Source organism: Acidovorax sp. LjRoot74 (genome assembly GCF_964254355.1).
In the GTDB taxonomy this organism is placed as follows: domain Bacteria; phylum Pseudomonadota; class Gammaproteobacteria; order Burkholderiales; family Burkholderiaceae_C; genus Acidovorax.
On record NZ_CAXUTI020000001.1, the window covers coordinates 2,389,149 to 2,403,293 of the forward strand.

At 55.4% G+C, this 14,145-nt stretch carries 12 protein-coding genes; 2 read left to right on the plus strand and 10 right to left on the minus strand.

What is annotated here, in order from left to right:
• Window positions 1–67: 67 nt before the first annotated feature.
• The 9 genes from ACSQ3O_RS11195 to ACSQ3O_RS11235 all read right to left on the minus strand — a co-directional run bounded on the left by ACSQ3O_RS11195 (window position 68) and on the right by ACSQ3O_RS11235 (window position 10,397).
• Complete coding sequence (locus ACSQ3O_RS11195; protein WP_436138918.1) at window positions 68–2,113, minus strand: site-specific DNA-methyltransferase; 2,046 nt, start codon at window positions 2,111–2,113, stop codon at window positions 68–70.
• 17 nt (window positions 2,114–2,130) lie between these two features.
• Window positions 2,131–4,077 carry a GmrSD restriction endonuclease domain-containing protein gene (locus tag ACSQ3O_RS11200; protein WP_436138919.1) on the minus strand — a complete coding sequence of 649 codons (1,947 nt, stop codon included), beginning with the start codon at window positions 4,075–4,077 and terminating at the stop codon, window positions 2,131–2,133.
• A complete protein-coding gene (locus ACSQ3O_RS11205; RefSeq protein ID WP_436138920.1) occupies window positions 4,074–4,868 on the minus strand; it encodes a DUF4391 domain-containing protein in 795 nt (264 codons plus the stop codon). The genes ACSQ3O_RS11200 and ACSQ3O_RS11205 overlap by 4 nt, the downstream gene beginning before the upstream one ends.
• Entirely contained in the window at window positions 4,865–8,101 is a 3,237-nt protein-coding gene (locus ACSQ3O_RS11210; RefSeq protein WP_436138921.1) for a helicase-related protein, read from the minus strand. Before ACSQ3O_RS11210 ends, ACSQ3O_RS11205 begins: the two co-directional genes overlap by 4 nt.
• 45 nt (window positions 8,102–8,146) lie before the next feature.
• Window positions 8,147–8,533, minus strand: coding sequence for a type II toxin-antitoxin system RelE/ParE family toxin (locus ACSQ3O_RS11215; RefSeq protein ID WP_436138922.1), 387 nt, complete (start codon window positions 8,531–8,533; stop codon window positions 8,147–8,149).
• Between the two features lie 28 nt (window positions 8,534–8,561).
• Window positions 8,562–8,855, minus strand: a complete 294-nt coding sequence (locus tag ACSQ3O_RS11220) for a type II toxin-antitoxin system Phd/YefM family antitoxin (protein ID WP_436138923.1) — start codon at window positions 8,853–8,855, stop codon at window positions 8,562–8,564.
• Between the two features lie 132 nt (window positions 8,856–8,987).
• The gene (locus tag ACSQ3O_RS11225; protein WP_436138924.1) at window positions 8,988–9,656 is read right to left on the minus strand and encodes an inovirus Gp2 family protein; all 669 of its coding nucleotides are present in this window, start codon (window positions 9,654–9,656) and stop codon (window positions 8,988–8,990) included.
• Window positions 9,657–9,875: 219 nt separating this feature from the next.
• Window positions 9,876–10,058: a helix-turn-helix transcriptional regulator gene (locus tag ACSQ3O_RS11230; RefSeq protein ID WP_436138925.1), complete on the minus strand. Its 183-nt coding sequence runs from the start codon at window positions 10,056–10,058 to the stop codon at window positions 9,876–9,878.
• A gap of 84 nt (window positions 10,059–10,142) precedes the next feature.
• A complete protein-coding gene (locus ACSQ3O_RS11235; protein ID WP_436138926.1) occupies window positions 10,143–10,397 on the minus strand; it encodes a hypothetical protein in 255 nt (84 codons plus the stop codon).
• Between the two features lie 329 nt (window positions 10,398–10,726).
• Here ACSQ3O_RS11235 and ACSQ3O_RS11240 point away from each other — a divergent pair, with 329 nt between their 5' ends.
• Complete coding sequence (locus ACSQ3O_RS11240) at window positions 10,727–11,653, plus strand: hypothetical protein (protein ID WP_436138927.1); 927 nt, start codon at window positions 10,727–10,729, stop codon at window positions 11,651–11,653.
• A 73-nt stretch (window positions 11,654–11,726) separates the two neighbouring features.
• On the opposite strand, the gene ACSQ3O_RS11245 is transcribed toward ACSQ3O_RS11240, so the two are convergent.
• Window positions 11,727–12,983, minus strand: coding sequence for a tyrosine-type recombinase/integrase (locus ACSQ3O_RS11245; protein ID WP_436138928.1), 1,257 nt, complete (start codon window positions 12,981–12,983; stop codon window positions 11,727–11,729).
• Window positions 12,984–13,320: 337 nt separating this feature from the next.
• On the opposite strand from ACSQ3O_RS11245, the gene ACSQ3O_RS11250 reads away from it, so the two are divergent.
• Window positions 13,321–14,136 (plus strand): DUF1624 domain-containing protein, encoded by an 816-nt coding sequence (locus ACSQ3O_RS11250; RefSeq protein ID WP_436141111.1) that lies wholly within the window; start codon window positions 13,321–13,323, stop codon window positions 14,134–14,136.
• Window positions 14,137–14,145: the final 9 nt, after the last annotated feature.

Here is a 14,145-nt window from a genome sequence, read left to right on the forward strand (position 1 = left end):
TCCGCTACCGACCAGCGGTTGACAACCGACTCCATCAGAAGCGTATGAACAGTGGTGCGTCCATGCATCACAAGCTGCGCACGTGCTTCACGCCGTGCTGCTCCAAGACGGCGGCCAGATTGCTCTTGGCAATGTCGTTCTCGAACGCGCTGTCCCGGAAGACGGCTGTGGTGTCACCCACGGTGCCTTGCTCCTCGCGCCAGGCGGCCATACCCAGTGCCAGCGCCTCCGCTTCAGACGCCTTGATGCTTTCAGCCAGGCAAGCCATCAGCACGCCCGCGCCGACGCTGCTGACCTGCTTGCCCGCGATTTCGCGTACTTCGATGGGAACGCAGAGGTCCAAGCCCAGCTTGAGAAGGATTTCGTAAAGAATGTCGTCGCTGGAACGGCCCGCTTCGAGGTGTTCAAGGTGATCTAGCAAGGAGGACTTGAGGTCATTGGCTTTGGGGCTCCATGCACGGATGTTGGAGGTGTCGAGCTTGAAGACCCTAAACCCAACGTCACCCGAAAAAATGGGATTTTCATTCTTTACTTTCGCCCCAGACCTACGAATTCTCTCCTTGGTTAATTCGGCAATATTGCGTTTTAGCCCAAGCGCATCACAAACGTTCGCTGATGCCTTTTGTCCTTTATCAGTGGGATCAAGAGGTTCAGGCAGCTGAACACACACAAATCGCCTAGATTGCCCATCAATGGCATTTTGCTGCATGACAGCCTGAGCCGTTGAGCCCGATCCAGAGAAAAGGTCAAGAACAATATCTGTGCCGCTTGTGCCAAGCAAAATACAGGTACGCAAAAAATCAATTGACTTCGGAAAATCAAAAGACTCGCCTGGCAGCAATTCTTTTAAAGCCCTCTTGCCACTATCGGTTGAGAACTCGCCACCCAACCAGATTGATTTTGGCTTAGAAGTCCTTTCGATGCTCTCTTCATCGTCATCATCACTTTCATCGGGCTCATCATCTACTGCAATTGAGGGGTCAAGGTAAACTCGATGCTCAACATCCAAGCGACCATTTCGCGTCGATTTTTTAGGATGCATCCAGTCCAAGTGAGCTTTGACTTTTTCGATCCCCCATCTCCAGCACCCTTCCGATCCATCGCCGCGCATAGGTAAGATTTCTATATCAGTATCGGAGGATCGCTCTAATGAAACTGTCCCCTGGTTTTCGTTCCAATAAATCGGAAAAAACATCTTGGGTCGATCTTCTCGTCTATCTGGACCACCGCGTTTGCGAAGGTCACGAAGCGCGTATTTAAAACCTTTATCATCGGTATATTTGAAGGCAGCCCGCTGCTCTTCCGTCAAGGGCAACCCATTTGAAACGAAACTAGGCGCTGCATATACCACTACATATTCGTGACAGGCAGCAATATGCTTCTTATCATTTCGTCCCTTCATGTTGTTCACAACACTGATATTTGCAACAAAATTTTCTTCACCGAAAATTTCATTAGCCAATGAACGGAGATGATTTAGCTCACGGTCATCAATAGAAATGAAAACAACCCCATCTTGACTCAACAACGACCGAGCGAGTTTCAGTCTCGGATACATCATGTTTAGCCAGTCGGTATGAAAACGCCCACTGGCCTCCGTATTCTTACGAGATGCCAAAGAACTGATTCTTTCTCCACCAATGTCCCGCCACCCCATCAGCTGCTGATAGTTTTCGATGTTGTCTTGAAAGTTATCCGGGTAAACAAAGTCCTTGCCGGTGTTGTAAGGCGGGTCGATATAGATGAGTTTCACCTTGCCCGCATAGCTCTTCTGCAGCAGCTTTAGCACCTCAAGGTTGTCACCCTCGATCATCAGGTTTTGCGTCGTTTCCCAATCTACGCTTTCCTCCGGGCAAGGGCGTAGGGTGCCGGTACTCGGCGTCAGCGCAATTTGCCGCGCCTTGCGTTTGCCATGCCAGTTCAAGCCGTACTTCTCATCCCCGTCGTAGGCAGTGGCATCACCCACCAGCGCCTTCAGCACGTCCACATTGATGGCCGCAGTTCCTCCGGTTTCTGTCAACAGTTCGGGAAACATGGCCCGCAGCTTGGCAATGTTGTCGGCCACGATGTTCGCGGACTGCGCTTCAGGGCTTTGAGCTTCTATTTTTTGCATGGTCATGGTTTCGTGCGTCAGGCAGCTTTTTCCAGCGCCAGGATGTCTTTTTCGATGTAATCACGGAAGGCTGCTGCGGAGGTGAAGCAGCGGTAGCCAGCACCGCTCGCCAGCGCGATCATTTCTGCTGACTCGTCGAGTAGAACGGCCACAGGCGCTGACAGCTCTTCTTGAATGCCGTTCGGCCAGGCCAGGTCAAAGACGGCCATTTGCTCACCAGTCACCGGGTCAGCAAAGTCAAAGTTCATCTCGCCCTGCGCCAACCCCAAGCTGGCAACCCAATCGTTCAAGGCCGTCAGTTGCGCCTCTTCCGCGTCGCTGCTCACGCCTCCAGGCACCGGGGTGCTCAGCGGCTTCCTCGCAGCGGCCCCCTCCAGCCAATGCGTTTCACCATGCAGCAACTCCTCCATGCGCTTGTTGGCTTCAGCGGCTAGCAACTCTTTGCGCGCTTCCAGGAAGTCGCGGTAGTTCTTCATCTTCCAGAGTTCTGTGTCCATCGGTATCCACTGCGTAGCCAGCGCACCAGGATGGCGTTTCTCGAACTCGGCGAAGTATTCTTCGGGGAGGCGGTCGCTGATTTCCAGGTTGGTCTGTTTGGTCTGGAAGCAGAAGTTCGCCAGGGCGTTCACCTCGGCACGCTTGTGGTCGAGCTTGTAAAGCTGCGCCTTGGGGAAGATGTGATGCACTTCTAGCTTGCTCATCTTGCCCAGCAGGTTGGCTTTGAGTTCGATGCCGGTGCCCCAGTCACGGGCACCACCCATCCGGGTGAGCATGTACAGCACGGGGTAGAAGCGTGCCCCGAGGCTCCAGCCGGTGAAATGCTCGGGCTCTACGCGCAGGCCGCCACGCCAAAAGCGCAGCTTGGTCAAAAGCCCATCAATGCCGCCGCTTTCCAAGGCCGCCAGGTCTTCATCGATGGTGGATTCGGTATTGCCGGAATAGCGCCCCCACATGCCGGCCTGTGCAAACCAGAAAAGCAGCTTGTCACGCTGTTTCTCATCCAGTTGACCCTTGTTTTGGTCGAGAAAGCGCACCATGACTGGTATGGCAAAGCGGCCGAAAAGCACTTGCTCGTGGTCGAGCCCAAGACGCCCACCGATCAGGTTGAGGGCGGTGTCAATCGCTTTGGTGGAACGCTTCAAGCCGTCTTGAATGTCATCGGCAGTCTTGTCGTCGAGGTGGCTGAACTTGGCTTCGCCGGTCAGCACGGTATTCAGAGAGCGCAGCAACCAGTCGAGGTTGAAGTTGAAGTCAGCTTGTGCCCAGGCTTTCAGCTTGGTTTTCATGGTGGCGCGGGCTTCCGGCCAATCGGCACAGATCTTCGCCAGGGCCAGGTCGCCCTTGGACAACTTGGTGCCGCCGCTGTTCACCCGGTTGAAAATATCCACCACCACATCCAGGGACTTGTCGGCCCCGGTGACCTCTTCGATGTGCAGGTCCACATCGGAGATGCCCAGCAACTGGCTCAAGCGCCCTACATAGACACCGATTTTGGGCGCCAGCTCAGGCTGTTGAGTGAGCTTGGTGACAAACCCGCCCAAGCCAGCGGTGCCAGCCTGCATCAAGGCACTGACGTCAACCCAGAGCGGGTCACCTTCCATTTTCAATGGCTGGTAGAAAGCAAACGTCTCGTTCTCCAGATGAAAGTGCAGACCAGAAAATGCCTTGGCGTTGCCGTCGAAGAATCTAGGCGGTTTGCCACGGATCACGCCGTACAAAGAAGTCATCCGTTGCTGGCCGTCGAGCAGCAGTTTGACGATGCCGGAGACCACAGGGCCATCGCCGCGATGTGCTGCAGTCTTGGCCTCTGTCGCCCAAACCAGGAGCCCACCCACGGGGTGGCGGCGGTACAGGGAGTCAAACAGACCTCGCACCTGATCGCCGCTCCAAACGTAGCCGCGCTGGAACTCTGGCAAGGCCATGTGGCCGCTGTCGATGTGGTCGAGGATGGTTGAAATCTTCATGTGTTCTCCATGCCGAGCAGCCCGAGCTGTTCGGTCTTTTCTTTCTCAAGACGTTTGAGCGCCATATTCAGTTCAACCTGCCGTGACATTTGCTTTTCCTTGGCAGCAATAGCCTTGATCCGGGCAATTTCAGCCTGCAGTTTTTTAACATGCAGAAGTGCTTGATGCCGCGCAGCCGCCTGTTCGGGGGTAAGGGATGCAGAAAAGACGCCCGTGATGAGCGCAGCCTTTAATGCGATCACGGTGTCCATCCAGCCTTGATACAGCGCATGGAGGGACAGGTGAGGCTGCTGGTCGAGAGAAAGGGCACTGGTGAACCGTTGCAACAGATCTGGCTGCGATGAGGAATCCAAGCTGACTTCCAACAAATCACCGTCTAACACCGTCTTGTCGGCTTCGTTTTGTGCCCAGCGTTTATGTGCCAAGGAGATGCACAACTCGTCCTCGCAGCGGATCGTCAAAAAAGTGGGATACGGTATGGCGCGGTGAACCAGCTCAGCGATGCGGCTCGCCTTGCCCAAGGGGCGCAAGTTAATGTTCAGGACAGCGATTTCGAGGTAGTCCCGCACCGCGTCTTGGTACGCTGGGATGCCAACTGTCACGGGCTTTAGCGCGGCAAGCCAATGAATGTCTTCGATGCCGTCCGAAATCAGTCGTTTGTCGGCAGCGGTTGGTGCCCCCGATTCAATCAGCATTTTTTTTGGCACGCGCTGATTCACCATGGCAGACGGCGGAAGCCTCATGCCGGAAAGAATCTGCTCGGGAGTCAGGTGCTCAGGGGTACCGCTCACGCCTCCGCTCCCTGGGCATGGCCGGGGACAACCACCAGATAGGCCAGCACTTCAAAGTCATTCGAGCCAGCAAACTCGCCCTTCATGGCATGGGTGCCGCCAGGGGAGAACAAGCTGGCGATAGCCCGCTCTTCTGACTTGCCAACGATGGATGACACTGCGGCAGACAAGAGCTTTTGTGCGTGGCGCATGTCTTCGCCTTGCTTGGTGGCACGGTCGAACTGGGCGCACGCGGATGCGTCAGGCAGGTCTCGGCCAAGGCTCAGGCGCTTGAGCCGATCCAAGATGCGCTTGGCTTGCGTGTAGGCCAACAGCACGGTGCCGTCCTCCCCCACGTGCACCAAGTAATGCGGCGCAAGGGGGTAGCCGGGATCGATGGCTTTTTCAGCCGCCGCATCCTCTGCCCGCAGGCAAAAAATGATGCCAGGGGGTATCTCTGCATCGATGCTGGTGGTGACCGCAAAGCAACCCAATGGCAGGGACTCCAGCTTGCCGGGATGCGCTTTGACGAACTCGGCCAGGTCAATGCGGAAGTCGGTGAGTGTCAGGTCGGTGATGGCAACGCCGCTGGACAGGTCTTCCAAATCGATGACGGTTTCTTGCAGCTTGAGCAACTGGTTGCGCCGGTACTCCAGATCGTTCATCTGGTTGCCGGACTGCTGCTCGATGATGTTTTCCTCGCCTGTGGCGGAGATGTCGAGTAGCACCATGCGGCCACTGACGCGCTGCTCCAGGTTGATGTACTCCTCCAGCTCCATGTTGGGCCAGAAGTTGACCAGTTGAATGCGGCCATTGGTGGAGCCGATGCGGTCGATGCGGCCAAAACGCTGGATGATGCGAACAGGGTTCCAGTGAATGTCGTAGTTGATGAGCCAGTCGCAGTCTTGCAGGTTCTGGCCCTCGCTGATGCAGTCCGTGGCGATCAACAAGTCGATTTCGCCTTCACAGGCCAACTCCTCGGGGCGCTCTTTCGAGCGTGGCGAGAAGGCTGTCAGGATGCTCGTCAGATCACGCCGCAAGCTGGGAAGGGTGGTTTGGTTGCGACCAGACCCGGTGACCAAGGCCGTTTCAAGACGCAACTCTGCTTTGGCCCATCCAGCCAGTTGCTCGTACAGGTAGGTGGCAGTGTCGGCGAAAGCCGTGAACACCATGACCTTGCGGTTTCCGGGATTGATGGGGTTCTTGCACTTGCTGGCGATTTGCTCCCGCAGTTTCAGCAGCTTGTCGTCGCGTGCAATGCTGACTTGCTCTGCCGCCGCATACAGCGTGGCAAGGCGGTTGCGGTCCTCGATCAGGTCTTGCTTCCAGCGCAACAGATCAACATCGCCCAACAGCACCTTGACCTTGCGACCAACCAGCAAAGTTTCAAAGGCCGGGTCATCGATGTCCACGTCTTCGATGTCCAGCTCTTCGATCTCCTCACTGTGCGCTTCGATCTGTGCCAGTGTTTTTTCGACGTCCTTAAGCTGGCGATGCACCGTCAATGCAAATGACGACACCGCACTTTCCATGCGCTTGAGCACGTTGACGCGCAGCAGGTGTATCAGGCTTTCTTCTCGGTCCACCTGTCGGAAGAAGCTCTCGCCACCACGAATCTGGGTGCTGTACTTGGCGTCGTAGGCAGCCTGCTTGTGGGGCAGTACATAGCGCAGCGGAGCGTAGGCGGCGAGGTTGAGCCGCTTGATTTCCAGGTTGATGTCCCGGATCGAGCGAAACTCGCCAGCCCGGTCTACATCCGCCTTGATGTTGATTGGGGACAAGCGGTCAGGGAAGCGGCCTGTTTCGCTCGTGCCGTAGTACTTTTCAATGTGACGACGGGAGCGGGCAATGGTCAGGTGGTCGAGCAAGGCGAAGTAGTCAAAGCCAAGCATCTCCACCAGCAGCGAAGGTGTCTTTTCTTCGTTGGGTAACTCAAGCCAGCGGTTGAAGGCCTTCTGCGCCCGCCGTGTGGTGCTGTCGATGCTGGCAATGCCGTGCTCAAACAAGGCGGTGTCATCGCCTTCTGTGACGAAGGAGATCTGGTTTCGCAAATCGGCCAAACGGTTGTTGACCGGCGTGGCCGACAGCATCAGCACACGGGTCTTCACACCCTCGCGGATGATCTTTCGCATCAGCCGGTCATACCGGGTCTCGTTGCCTTGGCGGGGCGATTTCTTGTTGCGGAAGTTGTGCGACTCGTCGATCACCACCAGGTCGTAGTTGCCCCAGTTGATGTGGGACAGGTCGATGTCGCCGGAATGACCGCCGTCACGTGACAAATCGGTGTGGTTGAGCACGTCATAGTTCAGGCGATCAGGAGCTAGAACGTTGCGCCGGTCGTTGGCCTTGTAGAGCGTCCAGTTGTCCCGCAGGCGTTTCGGGCAAAGCACCAGCACTCGGTCGTTGCGTAGCTCGTGGTACTTGATGATCGCCAGCGCCTCGAACGTTTTCCCCAAGCCAACGCTGTCAGCGATGATGCAGCCGCCAAACCGCTCCAGCTTGTCAATGGCCCCCACGACGCCATCCCGCTGGAACTTGTACAGCTTCTTCCAAACCACTGTGTTGCGAATGCCTGTGGCCGATTTGACGATGCGCTCCTCGTCAAGACCGTCACCGCTGGAGGCAAACAGGCGCTGCAGCATCAACGCATACACGCTGGTGGCGTCTCGATGGGCAGAGAGGCTTTTGACCGCTGCGATCAGGTCGGCTTTAGCTTGGGGGTGTTCCTTCAGCGTGGCCCATTGCATGTCAAACCACTGGCTGAGCATTTGCGCTTCAGCAGGGGTTTCGGACGCCTGAATCAAGCTGAGAGGGTTGCCTGGGGTGACCCCCAAGCCTTCGCTGCTGAACGAAAAGGAGCCGAGTGCAGCCTGTTGTGCGGAGCCTTGTGAATCCCTCAGAACCAACGTGCCCTGGGGAATGGGACCGCTGGCGTGACGAACATCGGCTTTGCTTTCAAGCCAGGCAGCCAACTTTCTCGCAAGCCAGGGAGCTTGCAACTTGTTTCGGGAGGCTCTGTCAGCCGCCGTCCCCAACAAGCCCAGTTGCTCCTGCTCTGCGCCCTTGGTCGGGGCAGTAGAGCTTGGTGGCACCACCAGGCGTGCATTCGACAGGTGAGGCAGCTCAGTCAAGACTTCGGAGAAGGCATAGAGCGAGAAGGATGGCGACACCATGTCCATCCGATGGTTGGGCTTGAGCCACGGACGGATCAGGTCCAAAACCCGATCAGATCCAGCGTTACTGACAAACTTCATTGCGCCCCCCCTCGCTCGACATCCCGTTGATTCTTTTTGCTTCGCTCACGCACCGCCTCCCCAATGCCCCTCGAAGTCGAATGACAGTTGCTTGTGGTGCTTGATCGACAGCAGGAAAAGGGTGTCTTCAACCTGCACATACAGCACCAGGTAGTGGCTCATCACGTACTCACGCAAGCTGGTCAACGAGGTGCCCACCAGAGCAGCCAGCTTGGATTTCAGTGCGGCAGTGGCGTTGGTGGCCTCAGCAGAGCCGACAGCACGGTTGAAAAAAGGTCGGCCTAGCTCTGGAAACCGTTCCAAGTTGGGCAGCACCGTGCCGAGCAACTCGTCGATCAGTCCGTCGAATGCCTGAGGAGCTTCTGCCTCGGTCAGGAACTGTTCGATGTCGGCCAGGTTCAGCTCGAAGTTGGCGGTGAGCTTGATGGTCACGCGGTTGGTCATCTGATGCCAACGTTACTCAAGCGGCTGCGCGTCGTTTCTTGATGGCTGTCAGTGCTGCGCGCGCATCTTGGGTGCGTCCTGCCGCCACGTCATCCAGGCCCTTGGATGCTTCGTCGATCAGCAGCAGGTGGATGCGCTCGCGCTCTAGCTGGTGGTAGTAGTCGAGCCGCTTCGCGTCAATGATGGCGATGTAGGCCTCACCGTTTTTGGTGATGAGTTTTTCAGCACCACCCCTGACATCCTCAGCCAGCTCAGAAAAGTTGGCACGAGCGTGGGACAGGGGGATCACGTCGCTGACTGAGATTGCCATGGGGGCCTCCGGTTGACGAAGATGGTGCAAAATTTTGTACATCTTACACGCACCGGGCGAGGAGAACGCGTCTGCGATAGGGTGGATAAGTACTCTGTATGCAGCACCCCGTTCGTCACCGGACACTGCAACTCAGTTCCTGCTTGCCCCGTAACCGTGGCGCCCCTCCCCATACTGCTTCGTCCTTGCCTTGCAAAGATAGCTGGCACGATGAAAGAACGCAGCGAATGACTCGGGATCATCGCGCAGGATCATGTACGACGGATTCTCCGGAAAGTGCACCAGGATCTTGGACCTCTCCACGCTCTCGCCCAAAGCACTGGACCACGCTTCCCAAACTCGATGGGCCATGTTCGCTGCCGATGACTGGTAGCTACCCAGCCAGTTGAAAGCATCCCCATTCAGGAGGAAAACGACATGGTAGTGAACCCTCCCGCAGCCACCAACCTCCCTGACCCAGAAGTAACGCACCTTGGTTCCATGAGTGTAGGAGCCCGTCTTGGAAGCCACCGCACGGTTATGCCGAATCTTGGCCTTGAATGATTCGATGAACCTGGACACGACAGAGTTGCAGAACTCATCGTGACGACCCCTGGTTTCGGCAGGAAAATGCAGATCCACCCTGAAGGCAAAAACTCTTCGATACTGATGAATTGCCTTGTCCAGCACCTCATGCAATACCCGAAGATACTCCTCAATCATGGGGTAGTGCCCATTCATCACGGGCAACGACTGGTACACCCCATCAATGTACAGGCGATGATTCTTGTTTATCTCAAAATCACTGTAAAACACGTTCACCTCACATAAGCCCCCTTGACTGCGCGGTGGCTGATATATTTGCCGCGCCTGGGTGTATTACCGGCATAGGTTGTCCATATCTCTATATCTATCTATACTACCAATACCGAGGCAAAAACAGTCCAGAACAACAGCAACATGGGCACACCAAAATAGCCAATCTCTGGGGTTATTCATAAAAATCAATGGCCAATCTGCTCTGGAAAAATAGGAATCGGCTTAAGAAAGCCGCGATTCCATTTTCTGGCGCAGCCACCGATCCACCTCCTCCTGGATCCAGCCGACAGATTTGACGCCGAGCTTTATGGGCTTGGGGAAGAGGCCCTTACTCATGTACAGATACAACGTGGACCGTGGCAGTCCCGTCAATTCACTCACTGCAGGTAGTCGCAAGATACGCATGGCGTTCACTCGAAGTAGTTTGTCCAACGCATGCGTCCCATAATGATTTTTTACACTTGATGACTCCGTATTGCCATACGACCACTATCGCGTCGTGCATGAACCCCTGAGCGTGCAGCTTCCCGAAGGATCAAAGCCGCATGATGCTGACGCGTTCTCGAATACGCTCAATACTGCAAAAACCCACCAACTGCCGTACAGCTGATTTTCAAATGTGGCATCTTCCGTGACCAGATCAGGAAGATCGAATACCTCTTCCAAGAGGCCGAGCTGATAAGCCCTTTTATCAAGCGTGAGCAGATCCCCGGGATCCAGCAGGGCATTGCCGGTATCTAGCATGCTGCACCATAGTTTTATGTGTAGGAGCGCCTTGGCCGTTGTCTCCGCGTTGGGGGGTCGGCGGTGGCGTTCACATACGATGCGGCGGTGGCCTCCAAACACCTTCAATGAGGGGAGCGGCACTCGTCGCTTGGGATGCGTTCGCTAGTGGGCAAGAAGCCCCGATGAGGAACCGTGGCCAGGGCTGTGAACAACGCGTAACCCCAACGACGCCTACCAAGCTAAGGAATTCACAGCTAAAAGCATCTAGCAACCTATCTAGATGCAATCTATAATTCATCAGAAGGAAATCATCCATGTATCTAAAGAACCTCTTCCGAGAATCTTGAATGCCATTTAAAGTACACGATGAGCTTGCACGGATCATTGGCACACCCATTGAGTCAAGCAGAATTCACTCACTGCTATGGTTTGCGCTGGCGCAAAGCGATAAACAATTTATTGACATTCATTCGATATCAACATTCAATAGAGATGAGCTTGCCTCATTCATAAAAAACATTGGCACCCTTAGTGGAGGATGCCAATGGGCGCCAGTCAAATTAGTCCCCGATACACACTTAAGCTGGATTGAAGACAGTCAACGTCAATCACACTGGTTAATTTATCAACTGGTCTTGCATATTTCAGCTTTCAAAGAAAAAGCCGCGCAAGCAGGAATGCATCATCAACCATTAACCAACCCATTCCCACCTCGCCACTTGACGGGAAGAAATCTAAGCATTGCATATTTGGACTATTTTTCTGCACATTACTTTTCAACGATTGACGAAAAAATAAATTTCATTGAAAGTTTGCAATTAATTTGGCAAAATCACACCAAAACAGACCGGTATTTTTCATGGTTAAATAGGAACGATGCAAGTTCCAGAATTGAATTTTTCTGGGAGTGGCTAACAAAAAAGAATCCCGAAATAACCCAAAATCGACCGTTTTTCAAAACCTATGAAGGCGTTTTGGAATTTTTTGATAACCCTGCATTTACCGAGTCAGCCAAAGAGCTTTTCAATAAAAAAGCCAACAACATGTGGGCTCAAAAACAGCGCAGAGAAAATTCCAAGAACAAGAGACAATGCAACTTTGTCCTCGCAGAGAAAACGGTATCAAAGCTTGAAAAGCTAGCTGCAAAACATCACCTGACACGCACAGAAATAATCGAGCTAATCATCAATGCCGAAGCCGAAAAAGAAACATACATCCGTGAACGCCTCAGCCGTAGGCAATTGCTGTTAGGCTCACCCGAGCCTACCGAATAAAAAAAGCAGCCTGTGTCGTTGATCGACACAGGCTGCTTTCAGTTTCAAAACACTTGTATTTGCCGCTGGCCGCTCAGTTGGCAGGCGGTGAATTGCAATAGTTGGCCCAGTCGGACATCAACCCTGCACGCTTAGCCAAAAGGTCGCCCCGCTGGTAGGCTGCTTCAACGCCGTCAGCCAATCTATGTGCCAGAGCGTGCTCGCACACTTCACGGGGATAAGTGGTTGTCTCCCCAGCCCAGTCCCGAAAGGTGGAGCGAAATCCGTGCTGCGTTAGACCGCTTTGCCCCATGCGACGCAATACGGCCGTCAAGGACATATCGGAGAGTTGTCCTCCCCTGGGTGCGAGAAAGACGTGCTCGGTGTTTTCTTCACGCGGCAGATCCTTCAACAGCTTTATAACTTGGCTGGCGAGAGGCACTCGATGTTCTTTGCCAGCTTTCATGCGCTCGGCGGGGATTGTCCAGATTTTGTTTTGCAGGTCGATTTCTGACCACTTGGCGCCACGTACTTCGCCTGAGCGTGCTGCGGTGAGGATCGCAAATTCCAATGCGCGGGCGGAGACGCCTTCTTTGGATCGCAGCTCAGCCATGAACGCGGCCATCTCGGCATAGGGCAGTGCCGCATGGTGCTCGACCTTTTGCACTTTGTTGCGAGCGGGTAGCTCGTGTTCAAGGTGGCCTTTCCAGCGCGCCGGGTTGTCTCCCTGGCGGTATCCCCGAAATGCCGCCCAATCCAAAATGGATTCAATGCGTCCCCGCAGTCTGCTGGCCGTCTCTGTCTTGTTAAGCCACAGGGTTTCGCCGGGCTTGCCCACGGATTGCTGGAGCACGTCCAGCACCATTCCCGTATCGACCGACGCTACCGGCAGGTGGCCCAATTTCGGATAGACATAGGTCGCCAGCGTGTTGGTCCACTGCTGGACGTGCTTGTCGTTTTTCCAGGCGGCGCGATTGGCATCAATGTAAGCCGTGGCGCAGTCTTCGAAGGTCTTGGTTTTGGCGATCTCCAGGGCAGATTGGGCTTTGACAGTCTGGCGCTCCTGAACGGGGTCGATGCCATCACGCACTTGTTTTCTGAGTTCACGGGCGCGTTCGCGTGCCTCGGCCAGTGACACCTCGGGAAAGCTTCCCAGTCCAACGTCCCTGCGGTGCACCGTCGCTTGACCATCTTTGCCCAGGCGCGTGCCCACGGCGATGCGCAGCACCCATGCCCGTGATCCGCCCAGAATGCGAAGATGCAGGCCGTCCACGCCGCCAACTGCGTGACGGCCTTCGGTTTTAAGCTTGGTGACTGCCAGCGCTGACAGCTCCTTGGCTTTTCTTGGCATGGCTATCTCCGTCGAACTATCTGCCCCACATCTTATCCCACATAAAGATCTGGATTTGGTGAGAATCGGTTGGACATCGGCAGACAGACGGAATCTGCAACCTATTGATTTAAAATAGTTTTTTATTCTCAGTGGATTGTTTTAGACGTCAAAAAGACGGACGCCGCTCCGACCAATGTTTGAAGGCCTTGCAGCATATGCTGCAAGGCCTTTTTTCTTGCCTGTTGCGGTGCGGGGCAAGCAAGTGACAGGGGTAAACGTCCTTACCATTGGGGCGTCCCGGATGGAGCCGAAGCCTGGGGAGCATCCGTTCAATTGCCGTCTGATCGGTCACGCCATGAAACGTCCTCTGCCCGTCTCCCCATCTTCCGCCTCCAGCCCATGGACGGGCACCCCGACCAACACCGGCCAGCGTTATGACGCGGTGGATGCCCTGCGAGGGTTGGCGATGGTGTGGATGACCGCCTTCCACTTTTGTTTTGACCTGAGCCATTTTGGTTTTTGGCCGCAGAACTTCCGTGTGGACCCGTTCTGGACCACGCAGCGCACCTTCATCGTGAGCCTTTTTCTTTTCTGCGCTGGGCTGGGGCAGGCCATTGCTTGGCAGCAGGGGCAGGGGTGGCTGCGTTTCGGGCGCCGCTGGATGCAGATCGCGGGCTGCGCGTTGTTGGTGACGCTGGGCTCTTTTGTCATGTTTCCGCAGAGCTTCATCTACTTCGGGGTTTTGCACGGGATGGCCGTGATGCTGCTCATTGCCCGGTGCACATCTGGCTGGGGGTGGTGGCTGTGGCTGGCGGGGCTGGTGGCGGTGGCCCTGCCGCCCCTGGCGCAGCATCTGCTTACGGGCAGTTGGATTGAGGCAGCACCGTGGTTCAACGGCCGGGTCCTCAACTGGCTGGGGTTGGTATCCCGCAAGCCTTTCACTGAAGACTATGTGCCCGTTTTCCCTTGGTTGGGCGTGATGTGGTGGGGGCTGGCTGCAGGCCAGTGGGTGCTGGCCCACCACCGGCCGGTGCTGCTGTCGCGGCCGCTGCCCGGCATCGTTCGGCCCCTGTCGGTTCTGGGGCGCTGGAGCCTGAGTTACTACATGCTTCACCAACCGGTGATGATTGGACTGTTGATGGCGGTGGCCTGGTGGCTGGGTAGGTCGTAACTGCCGACT